We start from the raw sequence: 18,351 nt of genomic DNA on the forward strand, positions 1-18,351 counted from the left end.
AAAAAATAAAGTACTTAGGTATAATCGACTAAAATAATAACCGTTCATTTATATTAAGTAATTTCCAAGATGTTTTCTCGCTTTATCCTACTCCCTATTTTCGCACTTTATTGTGCTTTACCTGTTTTCTCTTATGCTCAAGATACTGAAAGCAATGCTGCTGATGCATCAGACATATTATTTAGTCTTGAAAAAGCTGATGAATCCAAGCAACCCGTATCAGGCACCTTGTTTACCGCCTCAGCACAACTTGGTATTCTTTACTTAACAGGTAATACCCGTAGCGCCGATATTAAAACCGGTTTGGATCTACGTTTTGAAAGAGGTCTTTGGCGTAGTTTCTTTGTTTTTGATTTGTTAGTAAAAAAGACAGAAATAGAGAAAGAAACTAGTACAGATGAAATTGACAAAAATTTTGATACGACGGATCAAAAATGGAGCATTTCTTCGCAAACCAACTACACGCTGGATGCCGCTAAACAGAACTACGTCTATGGTAGTGTATTTTATGAAGAAAACCGTTTTTCTGGATTTGACTCTCAAGCTTCAATGTCAGGAGGATGGGGACGTCGTTGGTTTGAAAGTAAAGAAGCCAGTTTTGATGCTGATGTTGGTCCAGGTTTTAAAAGGGACGTTACCCAAGTGACTCCTGAAGAAATTGCAGCAGGCATGACAAGTAAAACGCAAGACACCCTAATTTTACAAGCACAAGCGCTTTATATTCGAAAAATTAATGAGCACATTGAGTTTAAACAATTGTTCGTGGTAAAACACGCCATTGAAGTTGGGCAAAATAGCATTTACAAAGCTGAAAGCTCAATCACCAGTAAATTAATTGATTCGCTGCAACTTAAGCTTAACTTTATTATCGATTACAATTCCAAAGTAGATGATGATAAAAACAATTTGAATACAGAAACCTCTGCGGTACTTATTTATAGTTTTTAGTTTTAGTTTTAGTTTGAATAAATAAAACCATAGCTATTAATGTTCCATAAACAAGCAATGCGATATTAATTAAAATATTCCCGATATCAGTACACTACAATCCTAATATTGGGATTCAGCTAAGACTTCACTTTTCTATTTAATGCTAATCACTTGTTATCTATATGAAAAAATTAGTGGCACAGAAGTAGCATTACACAAAGGAGATAGAGTTGATTAATAATTAACTCATTAATAGAACAAACCACAGTGAAGGGATTATTATGAATTCAATTAAAGCACCTTTTAGCAAAATGGCACTAGCGTTATTACTTTCAGTAAGTGGCATGTTACTTAGCTTATCCGCTCTCGCCATTGCAACTGACGGCGTTAAACATGAACGTCATACAATTGAAGTTAATGGTAAAGTTATCGAGATTAAAAATACTGCATTATTGGTGCAGAGACCATAATGAAATGTTATCTCATCACGAATACAGCGCTGAGAATTTATAAAAAACTCAACAAGTACGCGAGATAAAGTATCTACTTAAATTAAGTAGATACTTTATGCCGATCACATCAGAAAAGATCACTATTTTTAAACTTGAAAGTAATCCACCTCCTCTTACTTGCAACTAAAACATAAATCCTATCAATCACATTTGCTTGCCTTGCCCCTTTAACCTAAAATATCGGCAATTATAATTATCTTCAATTAAAAAGGTATCTACATGGCTCAGCCGTTACCAGATAAATTCATCATGACGATGAATCGAGTTTCTAAAGTAGTTCCACCAAAACGCACTATTTTAAAAGACATTTCTCTTTCATTTTTCCCTGGCGTTAAAATAGGTGTTTTAGGCTTAAACGGTTCAGGTAAATCTACCCTACTTCGCATTATGGCCGGTCTTGATACTGAATTTGAAGGTGAAGCTACCGCATTAGCTGGCACTAACATTGGTTATTTACCTCAAGAGCCAATCCTTGACGAAACAAAGACGGTTAGAGAAATTGTTGAAGAAGGCGTTGCGACAGTTAAAAATGCGTTAGCACGTCTTGATCAAGTCTATAACGAGTATGCTGAAGAAGGTGCTGATTTTGATAAGCTAGCTAAAGAGCAAGGCGAGCTAGAAGATATTATCAATAGCAACGATGGTCATAATATTGATAACGTACTTGAGCGTGCTGCTGACGCTTTACGTTTACCTGAATGGGATCAAAAAATTGGCGTACTAAGTGGTGGTGAACGCCGTCGTGTTGCTCTTTGTCGCTTGTTACTCGAAAAACCAGATATGTTATTACTGGATGAACCAACCAACCATTTAGATGCAGAGTCTGTTGCTTGGTTAGAACGCTTCTTACATGACTATCCTGGCACTGTTGTTGCCATTACCCATGATAGATATTTCTTAGATAATGTTGCTGGTTGGATATTAGAACTTGATAGAGGACACGGTATCCCTTATGAAGGTAACTACTCTTCTTGGTTAGAGCAAAAAGATGCTCGTCTTGAACGTGAAGGTAAAACTGAAAGCGCATTGCAAAAAACCATCAAGCAAGAGCTTGAATGGGTTCGTTCAAATCCAAAAGCGCGTCAATCAAAAAGCAAAGCTCGTATGGCACGTTTTGAAGAACTTAATAGTCAAGATCATCAAAAGCGTAATGAAACTAACGAACTTTACATTCCACCTGGACCACGTTTAGGCGATAAAGTTTTAGATGTTAATAACTTAACTAAATCGTTTGGCGATAGAGTACTTATTGATGATTTAAGTTTTAGCGTTCCTAAAGGAGCTATCGTTGGTATTATCGGGCCAAACGGCGCGGGTAAATCAACACTATTCAAAATGATGTCAGGTGCTGAAAAACCAGATTCTGGTAATGTAGAACTTGGTGATACCGTTAAACTTGCCAGTGTTGATCAGTTCCGTGATGACATGGACAACACCAAAACAGTTTACCAAGAAATATCACAAGGCCATGAAATTTTACAAATTGGTAATTTTGAAATTCCAAGTCGTGCTTACGTGAGTCGTTTTAACTTTAAAGGTAACGATCAGCAAAAGATCATTGGTGACTTATCCGGTGGTGAGCGTAACCGTGTTCATTTAGCTAAGCTTGTTCAAACAGGCGGTAATGTATTACTACTTGATGAACCAACCAACGATTTAGATGTTGAAACATTACGTGCACTTGAAGAAGCGTTATTAGAGTTCCCTGGTTGTGCCATGGTTATTTCTCATGATCGCTGGTTCCTAGATCGTATCTCCACGCACATTCTAGATTACCGTGATGAAGGTAAAATCAATTTCTATGAAGGTAACTTTACTGAATATGAAGCTTGGTTGAAGAAAACATTAGGGCCTGCCGCAACGGAACCACACAGAATTAGATACAAAAAAATAGGTTAATAAACGTACCTATTCAAAGTCTATTAAAGCCAGTTAAAATTTTGATTTTAACTGGCTTTTTTGTGTTCAGTATGTTTTTACTTTTGAATAAAATGGGGCTATGCTAAAGAGACACAACCGCAATATTTATACCAATCACATTAAGTTTGTGATCTTGTTGTGCATAGGAAAAATATATCAGGGCAAGGCGCTAGATTGAGCAATAGCTGGCTATTGGGATTAAGAGCAACGCTGACATGGTGTGTTTTAACCAGCACAAGTGGGCAATAAATTAGTGGAATTGGTATTACTAGTCAGAATGGAACATAGACATGGACAATAGACGACAATTTACTCGCATTTTATTTTCAATAAGTGCAGAAATAGAAATTGAAGAACAAACATATCCGGTGTCTATCCATGATATATCACTTAATGGTGCCTTAGTTACCGCCATAGACAGTGAAATATCATTAAAAGGTAAACTCGGTACTTTACATTTTGTACTGTCAGACAGAGAGTCAGAAGTGACCATGAACATTGCTGTTGTCCATGAAGAAAAGGACGAGACAGGCTTGCAATGTAATGCTATTGATATAGACAGTGTTACCCATTTACGCCGCTTGGTTGAGCTCAACCTAGGAGATAGTGAACAGCTTAATAAAGAATTGAGCCAGTTATCACGCGTAAACTAAAAATTAGTTAGTGCTTAAGATTATGTTTGCGTTACTATTTTAATTAATACTTAAATGAATGTTTAAGTTAATATAAATTTTCCACTTATTTACCCTGACCTTTTAGGAGTCTTAATGAATCATTTAGTTATCTCTTGTATTGGCCCTGATCAAACAGGCCTAGTCGACACCTTATCCAAAATAATTTCCAAGCATCAAGGCAATTGGCAAGTCAGTAGCTTGCATCATTTATCAGGTTTTTTCGCCGGCGTTATTGAAGTTGCAGTGGCAAGTGAAAAAAGCGAAAGCTTAATCAGTGAATTAAAAGCCATTAGTGGTTTGAGTTGCCAAATTGAAATGGCTGAGCCTAACTTACCTGATGTGGTGAGTAACTTAGTACTAGAAATTACCGCTAATGATAGAGCGGGCATAGTACAAGAAGTTTCCTCTGTTATTCATCATCAAAGTGGTAACTTAATCAAACTGGTCAGTTCAAAGAATAGTGCGGCCCATACTGGCCAAGATATTTTTAAAGCGAAAGTTCAAATTGCTATTGATGATAAATCGGTTGATGACCTTATCAGCGCACTAGAACAAATAGCAGATGACTTGATGGTAGATATTTCCCGCTAGTATGACAACCCATACCTAAAAAGAGTGCGGTAAGCTAATGCCGTTCAGTTAAGCAAAAAAATAACTTGATACATTGACCAATGAGATAAAAATCCGATGATATTTTTCATCGGATTTTTTATGCACGTTTCTCAAGTGCTAGGCTCCATCAATAACTTCAAACAGAATCAAGTTGAGAATCTTGTTAGCAAATGATTATATACCGTAAACTTAAAAATAAATGAACCTTGTTAATCGGATAAACGTCTTTAGTAGTAAGAAGCAATAATAAATTGGTTATTGGTTATTTACTCTAGGAAACCATTAATGTTACAAGCTGAAGAAGACTTATTGGTGATATCGGCACAAAGAGGGAACCATAAGGCTTTCAACTTATTGGTCTTGACTTATCAAAAATCGTTATTGAGGTTTGCCTATAAGCTATGTCATGACCACGAACTGGCTAATGATGCGGTACAAGACTGCTGGATTAAAGTCAGTAAAAACTTATATCAATTAAAAGACCCAAGGGTGTTCAAAAGCTGGCTCTATCGTACGCTGAAGTGGCGGGTAACTGACTTATTAAGAACCCAGCTTAGAGATAAAAATAAGTGTGATAATAGACTTAATAAAGATTTTACCGGTAATAATCAAGAAACTGATTTCGAACATACCTCGGATGTTAAAAGTGAACGAAGTAACGCGATTAACCGCCTGCCAGCAATAGAAAAACAAATGATTCACCTTTTTTACTTAGACGAAATGAAGTTAGCTGAGATTAGTATTATTTTGGATATACCTGTAGGAACCGTTAAATCAAGACTCAATCGTGCTAGAAAACTACTGCAGCAGAAGTTTGATTTATCTTAATTAAAAATGACGTATTGTAACGGAGTAGGATTATGAAAATCGATGAAAAAATAAAAGCAGAGCTAGAAAACGAAGCCAATGAGATTGATAAATTAATGTTGAATGACCAAGGTTTAATCGCAATGGCAAAAGCCTCCTTTAAGGGAGGTATGGGTCGATGGATGATAATAATTAATATTGTAATCATTATCGTCAGCGCGGTGATGTTATGGACAGGTTATCAATTTTTTACCGCTGACAATATTGAAGGTTACACCTTTTGGGGGGTTTCTTTATTGTTGTCAGCCTACGCACAAATTGCTATGAAGCAGTGGGTGTGGATGGAAATGAATAGAAGTTCTTTAATGCGTGAAATTAAGCGAGTTGAGTTAGCGGTAGAGAGATTATCAGCAGGTATTTGAGCTGGTAATACTTAAAATAAAAACACTGATAAAAAAAATGTTCATCAGTTATTAACTGCTGGACTTATTTTTATAGCATATTTGAGAGGGGCCTACTCTGATAAACGAGCGAGGAATTCAGCGGCTTTATTTATATCTCGACTACGTTTCATATCAGGCAAACTCTTTAGAAAAGTTGCACCGTAAGGTTTATTCACTAACCTATCATCACAAATAACCATTACACCACGATCGCTAACATCACGGATAAGTCGCCCTACTCCTTGTTTTAGCGCGATGACCGCTTGGGGTAATTGAATTTGAGTAAAGGGCTCTCCGCCTTGACGTCTAACATCTTCACAGCGAGCCTGCAGTAAAGGATCGTCCGGCGAAGCAAAGGGTAATTTATCAATAATCACACAAGTGAGCTTATCGCCGCGAACATCAACACCTTCCCAGAAACTTGCCGTAGCAAGTAATACGGCACTGTCTTGCTCAACAAACTGTTCAAGCAGTTTTCGCTTGGCCATTTTACCTTGAACTAATAACGGATTATCAATACTTTCAGCTAAGGCTTCAGCAACCTGATGCATAACCCGGTAACTGGTAAAAAGCATAAAACAGGCACCTTTACTGGCTTTAATCAGCGGCTCGGCAAGTTCGGCAAGTTTTAACGCGCGATTTTTGTCATTTGCTTGGGGTAAATAACGCGGCACTACAAGTTGTGACTGCGCTTGATAATCAAAAGGGCTATCGAGCATCAATTGTTTAGCACTTTGCAAACCTAAATGTTGGGCAAAGTGATCAAAGCTATTATCTACTGCCAAGGTCGCTGAAGTAAAAATCCAACCCGCACCCGACTCTTTTACAACAGCGCTAAACTTATCACTAACCGTTAACGGCGTTTGATGTAATACCACGCTTCGAGGTGTGGTTTCATACCAAAAACTCATGCCGTAACCTTCAATATTTGCCATCACGTCATACTGAGCAAGTAAATTTACTGCACGATCAAAGCAATTATCTATCGCTTCATTTCTTGAGACACACAGTTTTATCACTTGATATAAAAAGTCTAAATCAATTTTTAGGTTAGCGAATTTTTGCTGGAATTGAACTTGTTTATACTTTTCTCGCCAATTACCGCGCTCAGGATCATAGTTAAATAACAGGCGAAATTCTTGACAGGTTTTCTGTAATTTTTCTGCTGCCAATCCTAATTGTTTAACATCAGTTAAACTACTGCGGTGTACTTGTAATACGTCAGTGCATAAATCTACCAGCTGTTTACTAGAAAAAGCCTCGCCAAAATACTCACTGGCGATATCACCGATTTGATGTGCTTCATCGAAAATCATTACCTGAGCTTTAGGAATCAGCTCACCGAACCCGGTGTCTTTCAATGCCATATCAGCAAAAAACAAATGGTGGTTCACCACTATAATGTCGGCGTCACTGGCTTTTTGACGTGCTCTAACAAGGTGACATGCTTCATAATCAGGGCAATCTCTTGCCAAACAGTTATCTAAGGTGCTCGTTACCAAAGGAAAAATACTGGAATCTTCATTAACATTAACTATTTCGCCAATATCGCCACTTTGCGTGCCATTGGCCCAGGTTTTTACTTTAACCAAATCTTGCAACATTTGTGCATCAAGTTGACCACGGCTATCTTGGTACTGCGCTAACCGGTAGTTACATAAATAGTTTGCACGACCCTTTAATAAAGCGACTTGCGCATTACTCGCCAGCGCCTTTTTGATTAGGGGAATATCTTTATGAAATAGTTGCTCTTGCAGATTCTTAGTCCCGGTAGATACCACTATTTTTTTAGGATTTTTCGGATTCAAGGCTAAAAAGGCAGGGATTAAATAAGCAAAAGTTTTTCCGGTACCCGTTCCTGCCTCAACGATAAGCGATGATTCCTTGTCTATTGCATGGGCAACATCAAGCGCCATATCAGTTTGCGCCTGACGAGGAGAGAAGCCGGTAATGGCCTTAGCTAAAGCGCCATCATCGGCAAAAGCTTTGCTAACATTAGAAATTGAACTATCAGTTGAGGCTGTCATGAATAGATATATCGGCAACGTTGCTTAAAGGCAGTTAAATCCCACCATTAAGCGAATAGGAATAGCTAAGAATTATACCTACATTCGTTATCTTTACTAGCGCTTTGCTAAATGCTTGTAAACCTGAACTATGGATAAGTAGCATTTGCTCAAGATTCCCCCTAATGCCATTCTCTGCGTTAAAACGTCGATAAATAGCCCGCTATTCATAAACGTTTTGCCTTGATAATGGCATGAGATGAAACATTGATAGAACATATAGTTACTTCAAGCGTGTTGTCATTTTTATTTAACCCGCGAATTTATTGATTTTACTTAAACATCAAGCACTCATTATCCAGAGCTCTGGTTAGTTATACCAATTCCGTTAAATTATTGACCACTTGTACTGGCTAAAATTATCCAGGACGGCGTTGCTTTCAATCCCAATAGCCAGCTATTGGTCAATCAAGCGCCTTGCCCTGAAATATTTTCACTTCGTACAACAAGATCAGAAACTTATCGGAATTGGTATTAGCTTTTATGTTCTACGTCTTTATTAGATAATTCCTTCATTCAAGGCAATTATCACGGCACGTGTTCTATCTCGGGTGTTTAGTTTTGACAAGATATTGGAGACATGGTTTTTTACTGTGCCTTCAGCTAGAAAAATACTCGCGGCAATTTCTTTATTAGAAAACCCGCCAGCCATTAACTTTAAGATTTGGTTTTCCTTTTCAGATAACTTTTCCAATACAGGAGAGATATCAAAACCTTTATTTATTTGTTTCATCACCACAGGCTCAGCAACGAAACCACCTTCTGCTAGTGTTTTTACTGCATTGACTAGTTTTTCTAGTGAAACATCCTTCAGTAGAAAGCCATTAGCGCCGGCTTGCAAACTTTGCATGAATAACTCGCTATCATCAAAAGTGGTCAGCATTAAGATAGGTAATGAATTACCTTGGGCTCTTAATATCTTTACTAACTCAATACCTGATACTTTTGGCATGCGAATATCAAGTAACAGCACATCGGGTTGCTGTTCGCTAAGTTTCAGCTGTGCTTGCTCACCATCTTCTGCCTGCCAAATAATATTAATATCGTCACTTAAGGTCAATAAGCCCGCAATGCCCTGCCTTACCAATTGTTGATCATCAACCAAGGCAACATTAATGATTTTATGCTCTAGATTGTTTTTAGTCATAGTTATCTTCCACTTGAATTTTTAAAGTACAACCTGACGGTGTTTGTATCAGTTCAACGATGCCTTGAAAGTCAGCTAAACGCTCTTGCATGCCAATAAGACCACTACCTAATTGCTTTTCTACTTTATGATTTAGCTGAGTAACTGACTGTTCTGTAGACTTCGTCACACCATTATCCGTTAAATAAAGACTGAGTTGTTTATCTTGTTTCTCAACTGATAGGGTAAATTGATCCGCCTTACCATGGCGTATGGCATTACTCACCCCTTCCTGTAAGCAAAACATCAATTGTTGCTTCAAAGAAAGTGCATTAATTTCAGATGAAGACTCCACTTTAAGCTGGCATTGAGGTAGTTGTTCAATAAGATCAGATAATTTTTCTACTAGATCAAACTGCTCTTCACTACGCATTTCTTTCACTACTTCACGTACGTCTGATAATAATGTTTTAGCTTGAATGAGATTTTGCGCTAACAAGGGCTTAAACTCATCAGGAACTTTATGTCGACTTACTTCAAGGTTTAACGCTAAAGCAGTTAATTGATGACCAATAACATCATGCAAGTCTCTTGAAATTCTCAAGCGTTCTTTACGTTGTGATGATTCCTTTAACATAAAGCGCGCCGCCAATAACTCTTGATTAATAGCACTAAGTTCTTCTTTTGCTTTGACTTCTCGTAAGTTACTTTCAATAGCCGAAAAGCCAAATATCTGCAGCATAAAATAAATAATGACATGGAAAAATGCATTAAGGATATGACCATCATATTTTATAAAAAAGTGCGCTGCCGTAATGGCAATCATGATGTACATAGCTTGACGCCGACTAAACCTTGACGGCAATTGCGTGGCAATAAGCACTAATAAAATTGGCGCAATATCGTATTTATCAAAACTGACCAATAGCAGTACTAAAATCACTTGGCATAACAGTATTAACTTATCACGGTTTGGGTAATCTACTGACTGAGAGGAAACGATACAGGCAAAAGATAGGTAAAAAGCTAAGAAGGCGGCTAACTTTAGATACAGTTCAGTACCTGCAGATAAGTTGTTCAAAGAAAGAAAACAGATAACTGACCAAGTCAAAAATCCAGACAAGTGTAATAGCCAGTCTTTACGTAAATGCTCTGGAATTGATGACTTAAACATAGTTAATTTTACCGCGTCTTCTTAGTGATAATGACAAAACGCTTTAGTTTCAAAGTTAACTGATACTAGAACGTTTATTAATAGCTGATTATTTCATATTAAAATAATTCTATTTGAATTTCTGTTTTTTCTTCAACGGTAAATTTTGCTTCTTGGTAATTAGGTGAACCAAATCTACCGACATTATTACTAAAACCATACCCTTCTTTTGGAATACCGATAAAATTAAAATCGAGCTTTTGGTTACTGTTTTCATCTTGATAAATTTTAATGGCATATTCGCCCGCAGGTAAATCTTTAAAAACGACTTGCTCTTGTGCTTTATCAGCTTTAACTCTTGAGCCAAAGCTTGCTCTCCCTTGACTAAATGCCTCAGAGTCTGAATATAAACCGACCATCACATGACCTTTACCTTGGTTAACATCACTAATATTTACCGTTAAGTCTGCAGCTACTGCTTGCTGACTCATCACTGCGATTAGCGATAATGAACTAATTGCTGCTAGTACTAAACTACTTGCTGAGAAAGTGATCATTTTTTTAATAGACATAATATTTTCCTTTATTTCATTGATGCTTTATTTGAGTGATGCTCTTCAAGAGCGGCTTAGCAAAAACGTCTGGCTAAGCGATGTTGTTTCGACAAGGTAATGATAGGTAATTTCGCTATTCGCTACAGGTGCCAAAAGTCATCTTTTAATCGGATTGTTTTCATGACTTTTGGCATAGCTTTTTGCATTATTTAAAAACAAGCTTATTTTTCTTAAGCTTAGGAAAACTTAGTTATCTCGTAGCGCAACGGTTACCGGCAAACGCATCGCTTTTATCGCCGGCAGAATGCCACCTAATAAACCAATGGTGATAGAAAAAAGTAACGTTTGAATAATTAAGTCCATAGATAGCTCAAAATTAAACATCATTTGACTTAAGTTATTGGCATCTTGGGTTGATGCCGTCCAACCATCAAAAATAAAATACAAAGGTAAAATCCCCAGTAGCGCACCAACGAGAGCAATCAGCAAAGCCTCGATAAGAATAGAAAAGCAGATAGAAAAAGCACTAAAACCTATCGCTTTATGCGTGGCTATTTCCTTACTACGACTAGCGATAGTGGCATACATGGTATTTAGGGCCGCTATCATAGCGCCCAGTGCCATAATAAATGCCACAGGAAAACCAATCCAACGTATTAAACGCGTTAAGTTCTCCGCTTGGTTAGCAAAAAATTGTTTTTCAAGCATTATGCGTAAGTTTAAACGCGGATCATCTTGCCACTCTTGGTTAAGTTGAGCTATATCCGTATTGGCTTTAAGTGCTAACCGAACAGATTGTAAGGTGTTACCACGCTGATAGTCACTTTGTACCATGCCAATGTCAGCCCATAACTCAGATTCAAAAACACTATTATTATCAGTAAATATACCGCTAATAAGCCAACGAGCACCACCAAGGGTAATGGTAGTTCCAACGGTTAATGTCGGTATTTTTCTCGCTATTGCTTGACCAATAATGACTTGTCGTAAGCCGGTTTTAAACTTTTCGCCGGCTATCATGTTAAAGTTGGGGCGAAAGCCGTAAGTGTTTTTACTAATGCCTCTTAATGCGAGTTTTTCAATGTGCTTTTCACCTGACTTATCAATATGAGACATTTCTGCATTAACAAACATTTCCGCAGAAACCATTGCTTGGTTATCACTGTTTTTCAGTACTTGCTTATTGTTTGCGAGAATATTAACTTCTACTGGAAACATAACACTTTGTAATTCTGATACTGCGCCTGCGCGCATCACAATTAAAGTGTCATCAAGGCCCGTCCTCTCTAACGTTTTAACCATACCTTGGGTCATAGCTAGTACCGATAAAATTACCGCGGCAACACAGGCAATGCTCAAGATACTTACCGATGAAGCAATAGCTCTATGTGGAAAGCTTTTCAAATTGATGGTAGCTAAAGCCACCGCTTGCTTAAACTTAGCTCGGCTATGATTGATTAGCTGATACATTATGCTTTTGCTCCTAAGGTATTGCTTATAGTTAAACGCTTTAGGGTTAAAGCGGGTAGAAAACTACACAGTGTTGCAGCAAGAAAAACCAGCGAAATAACATTGAGGTAATGGACATTATCAATAGCCATTCCGGGAAGAAAATCAGCAAACAGGTGACTAACATAAGCTAAGCATAATTGTGCGGATATGCAGCCGAATAAGGCGCCAAGTGCTAACATAAAAAATGACTCTAAATAGACTTGAGTTATCAAAAATCGACTAGAGAAACCTAGTGCCTTCATCATGGCACTTTCATTTAAACGTTCTCGATTACTTTGCATCATGGTATTGCACACAATTAACAACAAGGTAAAAAAGACGGCAATAACAACTAATTTAATAACCATCGCCATATCAACAAACTGTTGTACCCGCTCTTTGATGAATACTTGTTCGGTCGTTGTTCTTGTTGCGCCAGTAGAGTTGGCAAACAACTTATCTATTTGCTGACTCACTTTATCTACATCGGCTTGCTCTGCTACTTTTGGTGTTAACCAACTCACCATATTACGCCCATAAGCACGACTTTTATCAAAATAGGCATGTTGAAAGAATATTTGCTTTTCATCACTCGCGCTTGTTGCATTTTGATAGATTGCAGAAACAGTAAATTGCCAAGTAAAAACCCCTTCTCTATTCATCCAAATGGAAGAGCTTAGCGGTACTTTATCGCCGACTTTCCAGCCATATTTATTGGCAATGGCTTGGCCGACGACTAACCCTGTACGTGTGTTTTTCCATTGTTCAAGCTGCCACTTGGGCATGCTATATTCATCAAACATTTCAAAGTAACTTTGATGGTCGACCGCCAAAACGGCTAGTTGATTCGTTTCATCTTTGAAAAATCCGCCAAACCAAGAGGCATAACTAACGCTGTCCACGCCAGCAATGGCGGAAATCTTTTGTTGGTAATTAAGTGGTAATGAACGGGCAAGCGATATTTTATGACTGGTAAGTAGCCTATATTGATTATTACTACTGACATTACTTGTTAGCGCATGATTAATACCGGCTAAAATTGAGAATAAAAAAAAAGCAATCATCACTGATAAACAGGTCAAACTAAAACGCGTTTTCTTACGAAAACTATTACGCCAAACTAGCTGAAATATATTCATGAGTTAACCTCAACCGCAGATAATTGGCTTTGTTTACCCTCTTCAATGTGCTGCTCTAAATTAATTACTCTGCTGGCATACTCACTCGCCCTTAAATCGTGAGTCACCATGACAATAGTTTTGCCATAATCTTTATTAAGCGCTGCTAATAAAGTCAAAATTTCATCAGCAGTTTTTCTATCTAAATTTCCGGTAGGCTCATCGCACAAAATTATTTTAGGATCACTAACAATGGCGCGAGCAATGGCAACTCTTTGCTCTTGGCCACCTGAAAGCTCTTTAGGGAGATGGTTCGCGCGCTCCTCCATACCCACTAAACGCAATGCTAAACTGGCATGTTGCTTTCTTTGTTTACTATCTAATGGCGTTAATAACAAAGGTAATTCAACATTACCTTGCGCGGTTAATACCGGTAATAAATGATGTGATTGAAAAACAAAACCAATATTTTCTGCCCGCCAGATTGATAGTTTTCCTTCTGATAAGGTATCAATTCGCTGATCATCAATAATGACATGGCCTGAGGTGGGTAAATCTAAACCACCAATTAAATGCAGCAATGTACTTTTACCTAAACCTGATGGCCCCATCAAAGCCACAAATTCACCTTCTGCTATCGATAAGTTAAAGTTGTCATGTACAACAACATTGTTACTGCCTTTTTGGTAACTTTTATTTATTTTCTTTAATTGGATGGCTATTTTATTTGGATTATTCGTTTGCATAATATTTACCTAATTATTTGTCAGTTACTTGAGAGCTATCTAGTCTGTCGTTTGTTAGTTTTCATCGATTTATCAGCCTTTTAAAAAACTGACCTTGACCCCCATATCCGGTAGTATTCTTGCGTCTGTTGTATGTAACTTAACGCGCACTTTAATACTGGCTTTTTGCCTATCTGCTGTTGGGATAACAGCAATAACTTCACTGGATATCTGCCAATTAGGGTATGCGTCTAACGTGGCGATGGTTTTTTGATTCGCATGAACTCGATTGATATAACTTTCAGCAACTTCTACTTCTATTTCTAATGAACTCATATCAACAATAGTGCCGACCCCCGTTCGGATAAAACCTCCGCCAGAAGAGCCAGAAGAAATTAGCTCTCCAACTTGCGCATTTTTACTGATGACAACACCATCAAACGGTGCGCGTATTTTGTGTTGCTCTAATTGGTATTGAGCGAGCGAAACTTTCTGCTTACTTAAATCAATTAAGGCTTTTTTGTTAGTTAATTGCGCAGCAATTTTTTCAGTAGTAAAACGACTATCATCAAGAAATTGCTCACTAATAAGTGATTTGTTAAATAGGATTAGTTGACGTTCGAGACGCTTTAATTCATGTTGGTGCACTATATTCAGCTCATGAAAACGCGCTCTATTAGCGCTTAAATCGGCTTGTGCTAGTTGGTAAGAAATTCTTGCTTGTCTGTCATCTAGCTCCGCTATTATTTGGTCACTTTGAACTCGCTGGCCTTCTTCAATATTTAACTTGTTCAACTTGCCTGTGACGCGTGATGACACGGTAGCGATACGTCTAGCGACTATATGTCCGCTTGCATCAAGCACTGAACTGTTAACTATTATCTCGGTAGCTTTTTTTAGAGGATTATTGGCTTGTGTAACGTCGCCGCTGCTTATAACAACATTGTCAGTTAGGGTGTTATCAGTATCAACGACTTGAGTAGTATTAGTTGCTAACGTTAGCCCTTGAGCACTTGGTTGGTATGCAGCTTGAATAACAAAAGCGCCACCGAACAATGAAACAAGCAACATGATACTTAATATCACTTTAGCGCTTAATGAAGAGAAAATCGTTTTGCTATGAGTAATACTTCGGTCAATGGTGAGTTGTTCAATATCTAAATTTCGGGGCATTATATTCTCCTAATAAGTTAAGAGAATGATAAGAATTGTCGGCTTAGTTAAACAGTGCCAAAAGTAATGATTTTACGTGTGTCGATGCATGACTTTTGGCTATTTAGCCACTAAGCGTATAAATCTAGGTGCTTAGGTTTATTATTTTTCTGGTCAGTTTGTTCATCTGAAGTTTCTAGCTCTACAGATTTTTTAGCCGCTAACTCATCGTCATTAGATTCTGGTTCTACTATGTCAGTTTCTGGCTGAGCATGCTGTTCTTTACTCGTATCCTGTTTCGACTCTTGCTGGCTGGAGTGGTATTGATCGTCTTCCTTGGTAAAATAATATTCATGATTTTCAAGGTGATCAGAGTCTTGACTAAGTTTAGTGTTAGCCGCATCTTTAAGCAGTGCTTTCACCTTTAGGCTTGCTGGCTTAATCGGTACAGGAACTACACGTGTTAGTTGGGTAGTAAAAATATCCATCTCTAATTCCTACGCAGTTTTAAATGATTTAATAAATACGTTGTACTACCTTATTATCGACTATTCACTCATAACCTTTAACCCATAGTTAATATGATCGAGAATGAAAATACAAAAACCTTAAGACTATAAATAATGATAGACCACTACAAAAGGACCACTTGGTTCGCTAAGGCGACATTAAAGGTTTTAATAAACAATGTCCGTCCTTGGCCATAAAATCGAAAATATTCAAAAGCTGTTCGTAATTTTATAGCCATGGCTCAGTGAATAACAAAGAAACTCATAACTTCAATAATGTTGTAACCTTTATCAAAACTATGGCATCTAAATAATATGTCAGATCATTTACATCGCTCTATTAGGTACATTTTATTTTAGCTATCTGATAATACTGAAGTATAGAGGTTATATATGTGTAGTACGCCAAGGCCAAAAACTAAAGTAAAAGGTAAAGCAGGAACAGACGGTAGTTTATTATCAAATTTGAGTGCAGAAGCCAGAAATAGCTTTGCCAAACGGGCCAACGTAGCTCAAGAACGACGCTATCAAATGGCGATGAAATTGGAACAGGCCAAATATCAGCGTGATGCTTCCATAAAAACGACTAAAAAAATAGAGAATAGAACCGTTAGCAAGCCTAACAGAAATTTAAGTTATTGGTTGCTTAACGCGAATCTAAAAGAAATTTTAATTATGTTATTCTTTGGTACTTCGAGACGAACATAGTTTACTTATTTACTCTCAACTATATATAAAATCATACCCACTTATGAATAACGCAGATAAACTACTTTCAGATTTACGATTGGCTTCAATGGCTCCTAACTCCTTCTTTGGGGTTTTACTTAAATTAGCCTCCCCCTTGCTTGATAGATTATTAGGCATAAGAAAATTACGCAAACTTTACCTATCCGCAGAATTATCAGGTCTAGATAAGCAAGAGTTCTCAGAAAAATTATTAAAAGCGTTAGGCGTTCAGATCTCTGGCGGGGAAGGTGTAATAGCAAAAATCCCAAAGACAGGCCGATGTATTGTGGTATGCAACCATCCATATGGCATGATCGAAGGCGTTATTATGGCTCATTTACTGACTTCGTTTCGTTCTGATACAAAAATAATGGCAAATGTTGGTTTACAAATTTTTAAGGAAATTCAAGATTACTTTATTTTTGCTAATCCATTAATACCTAAAGCTGCGATAAATACCTCAGCCATCAAAAAATGCTTTGGCCATATTAAAAGTGAAGGCTTGTTGGTGATTTTTCCTGCGGGCAAAGTCTCTTTTTTTAATACGAATAAAAAAATAATTACCGATGGTGATTGGAATCGTATTGCTGTTCAAATCGCCGCCAAAACCAAAACATCTATTTTACCTGTTTTTATTTCAGGTACTAATAGTCCGTTATTTCATCGAATGGGCCGAATTTATTATCGTTTTCGTTTGTTGATGTTAGCGCATGAAATGTTCAAATTACAACAGCATGCTATAACGCTAACAACAAACAATTTAATTCAGCCCAAACAACTCAAAGAACTGGGTAGCATTGAAAGAATGAATGATTTTATAAGATTACAATGTTACTTGAATGACGAGAAATACTCTAACCAGTGGCCTGAAGACGACGAAAAAATAGCTTTTAAAGATATCTTTCCACCAACTGATAGTCGGTTAATAAAAGAAGAATTGTCTCGATTACCTCTCGAGCAACATCTATTAGATTTTAAGTCATTTTCAGTCTATTACGGTTATCAGCAACAAATACCTACTTGCGTCAAAGAAATTACACGTTTACGAGAAATTACTTTTAGGACACTCAATGAAGGCAGTGGCGAGTCTTGCGATACCGATAGGTTTGATGCGACCTATATGCACTTATTTGTTTTCGACCATAAAAATGAAGAAATCATAGGGGCTTATCGAGTTGGCCAAACAGACCTTTTACAACGAAATGGTGATGTATCAGAGCTCTACCTTTCACAAATGTTTAACTTTCAGCCCGAGTTTATAAATCAACAACAACCCTGTTTAGAGATGGGCCGATCTTTTATTGTAGAAGCTCATCAAAATAGCTTCCATGGTTTATTATTATTATGGAAGGGTATTGGTGCTTTTGTTTATCAAAACCCACGGTATAGAACACTATATGGAACCGTATCATTAAGTAAGTTATATGACCCTCGTTCCGTCGCGTTGATCAATGAGGTCATGGTAAAAGAGACTAACGGCGTGCAGGCAAAATCTGAGTTTGAAGGACAACTTCATCCAGAAGTAAAAGATTATATTAAGACTGAATCAGTAGGAATTAATCAGCTATCGGCTTTTGTTAAAGGCATTGAAAAAGATAATAAAGATATCCCTGTATTACTGAAAAAATATCATAAATTAGGCGCTAAATTTCATTGTGTGGGCATTGATGTAAACTTCAATCAAACACCAGGTTTACTGCTCAGTGTAGATTTTCCCCGCGCTCCTGAAAAGTTATTAAAAATTTATATTGGTGACGGTAGAGATGAATATATACAGTTTGATGAAAAGAATTAATAAGGAGGAACTAACCGTTATGATAAGTACTAGGT

18 protein-coding genes are annotated in these 18,351 nt (G+C 37.4%); 9 read left to right on the top strand and 9 right to left on the bottom strand.

The features are described from left to right. Window positions 1-69: 69 nt before the first annotated feature. The 7 genes from CXF85_RS04375 to CXF85_RS04405 all read left to right on the top strand — a co-directional run bounded on the left by CXF85_RS04375 (window position 70) and on the right by CXF85_RS04405 (window position 5,877). Window positions 70-948 carry a DUF481 domain-containing protein gene (locus tag CXF85_RS04375; protein WP_101227279.1) on the top strand — a complete coding sequence of 293 codons (879 nt, stop codon included), beginning with the start codon at window positions 70-72 and terminating at the stop codon, window positions 946-948. A 263-nt stretch (window positions 949-1,211) separates the two neighbouring features. Next, window positions 1,212-1,400 (top strand): hypothetical protein, encoded by a 189-nt coding sequence (locus CXF85_RS04380; protein ID WP_101227280.1) that lies wholly within the window; start codon window positions 1,212-1,214, stop codon window positions 1,398-1,400. Window positions 1,401-1,661: 261 nt separating this feature from the next. After that, window positions 1,662-3,341: an energy-dependent translational throttle protein EttA gene (ettA, locus tag CXF85_RS04385; protein ID WP_101227281.1), complete on the top strand. Its 1,680-nt coding sequence runs from the start codon at window positions 1,662-1,664 to the stop codon at window positions 3,339-3,341. Window positions 3,342-3,652: 311 nt separating this feature from the next. After that, window positions 3,653-4,015, top strand: a complete 363-nt coding sequence (locus CXF85_RS04390; RefSeq protein ID WP_101227282.1) for a PilZ domain-containing protein — start codon at window positions 3,653-3,655, stop codon at window positions 4,013-4,015. 114 nt (window positions 4,016-4,129) lie between these two features. Beyond that, window positions 4,130-4,627: a glycine cleavage system protein R gene (locus CXF85_RS04395; RefSeq protein ID WP_101227283.1), complete on the top strand. Its 498-nt coding sequence runs from the start codon at window positions 4,130-4,132 to the stop codon at window positions 4,625-4,627. A gap of 306 nt (window positions 4,628-4,933) precedes the next feature. Continuing rightward, complete coding sequence (locus CXF85_RS04400) at window positions 4,934-5,476, top strand: RNA polymerase sigma factor (RefSeq protein WP_101227284.1); 543 nt, start codon at window positions 4,934-4,936, stop codon at window positions 5,474-5,476. 32 nt (window positions 5,477-5,508) lie between these two features. Beyond that, complete coding sequence (locus CXF85_RS04405) at window positions 5,509-5,877, top strand: DUF6768 family protein (RefSeq protein ID WP_101227285.1); 369 nt, start codon at window positions 5,509-5,511, stop codon at window positions 5,875-5,877. A 92-nt stretch (window positions 5,878-5,969) separates the two neighbouring features. Here CXF85_RS04405 and CXF85_RS04410 read toward each other — a convergent pair whose 3' ends face one another. The 9 genes from CXF85_RS04410 to CXF85_RS04450 all read right to left on the bottom strand — a co-directional run bounded on the left by CXF85_RS04410 (window position 5,970) and on the right by CXF85_RS04450 (window position 15,771). After that, on the bottom strand, window positions 5,970-7,925 hold the full coding sequence (locus CXF85_RS04410; RefSeq protein WP_101227286.1) for an ATP-dependent DNA helicase: 1,956 nt from the start codon (window positions 7,923-7,925) through the stop codon (window positions 5,970-5,972). Between the two features lie 538 nt (window positions 7,926-8,463). Next, window positions 8,464-9,111 carry a response regulator transcription factor gene (locus tag CXF85_RS04415; protein ID WP_101227287.1) on the bottom strand — a complete coding sequence of 216 codons (648 nt, stop codon included), beginning with the start codon at window positions 9,109-9,111 and terminating at the stop codon, window positions 8,464-8,466. Further along, the gene (locus CXF85_RS04420) at window positions 9,104-10,264 is read right to left on the bottom strand and encodes a sensor histidine kinase (protein WP_101227288.1); all 1,161 of its coding nucleotides are present in this window, start codon (window positions 10,262-10,264) and stop codon (window positions 9,104-9,106) included. The genes CXF85_RS04415 and CXF85_RS04420 overlap by 8 nt, the downstream gene beginning before the upstream one ends. Window positions 10,265-10,362: 98 nt before the next feature. Continuing rightward, window positions 10,363-10,815 (bottom strand): DUF2141 domain-containing protein, encoded by a 453-nt coding sequence (locus CXF85_RS04425; RefSeq protein WP_101227289.1) that lies wholly within the window; start codon window positions 10,813-10,815, stop codon window positions 10,363-10,365. 228 nt (window positions 10,816-11,043) lie between these two features. After that, window positions 11,044-12,267, bottom strand: coding sequence for an ABC transporter permease (locus CXF85_RS04430; RefSeq protein WP_101227290.1), 1,224 nt, complete (start codon window positions 12,265-12,267; stop codon window positions 11,044-11,046). Continuing rightward, entirely contained in the window at window positions 12,267-13,427 is a 1,161-nt protein-coding gene (locus CXF85_RS04435) for an ABC transporter permease (protein ID WP_101227291.1), read from the bottom strand. The genes CXF85_RS04430 and CXF85_RS04435 overlap by 1 nt, the downstream gene beginning before the upstream one ends. Then, window positions 13,424-14,152 carry an ABC transporter ATP-binding protein gene (locus tag CXF85_RS04440; RefSeq protein ID WP_101227292.1) on the bottom strand — a complete coding sequence of 243 codons (729 nt, stop codon included), beginning with the start codon at window positions 14,150-14,152 and terminating at the stop codon, window positions 13,424-13,426. The genes CXF85_RS04435 and CXF85_RS04440 overlap by 4 nt, the downstream gene beginning before the upstream one ends. A gap of 72 nt (window positions 14,153-14,224) precedes the next feature. Beyond that, window positions 14,225-15,304 carry an efflux RND transporter periplasmic adaptor subunit gene (locus CXF85_RS04445; RefSeq protein WP_101227293.1) on the bottom strand — a complete coding sequence of 360 codons (1,080 nt, stop codon included), beginning with the start codon at window positions 15,302-15,304 and terminating at the stop codon, window positions 14,225-14,227. Between the two features lie 110 nt (window positions 15,305-15,414). Beyond that, the gene (locus CXF85_RS04450; protein WP_101227294.1) at window positions 15,415-15,771 is read right to left on the bottom strand and encodes a hypothetical protein; all 357 of its coding nucleotides are present in this window, start codon (window positions 15,769-15,771) and stop codon (window positions 15,415-15,417) included. Between the two features lie 414 nt (window positions 15,772-16,185). Here CXF85_RS04450 and CXF85_RS04455 point away from each other — a divergent pair, with 414 nt between their 5' ends. Both CXF85_RS04455 and CXF85_RS04460 read left to right on the top strand, forming a co-directional pair. Continuing rightward, the gene (locus tag CXF85_RS04455; protein ID WP_101227295.1) at window positions 16,186-16,500 is read left to right on the top strand and encodes a hypothetical protein; all 315 of its coding nucleotides are present in this window, start codon (window positions 16,186-16,188) and stop codon (window positions 16,498-16,500) included. Between the two features lie 43 nt (window positions 16,501-16,543). Then, entirely contained in the window at window positions 16,544-18,316 is a 1,773-nt protein-coding gene (locus tag CXF85_RS04460; protein WP_101227343.1) for a lysophospholipid acyltransferase family protein, read from the top strand. Window positions 18,317-18,351: the final 35 nt, after the last annotated feature.

This window comes from Colwellia sp. 75C3 (assembly GCF_002836255.1).
Classification (GTDB): domain Bacteria; phylum Pseudomonadota; class Gammaproteobacteria; order Enterobacterales; family Alteromonadaceae; genus Colwellia.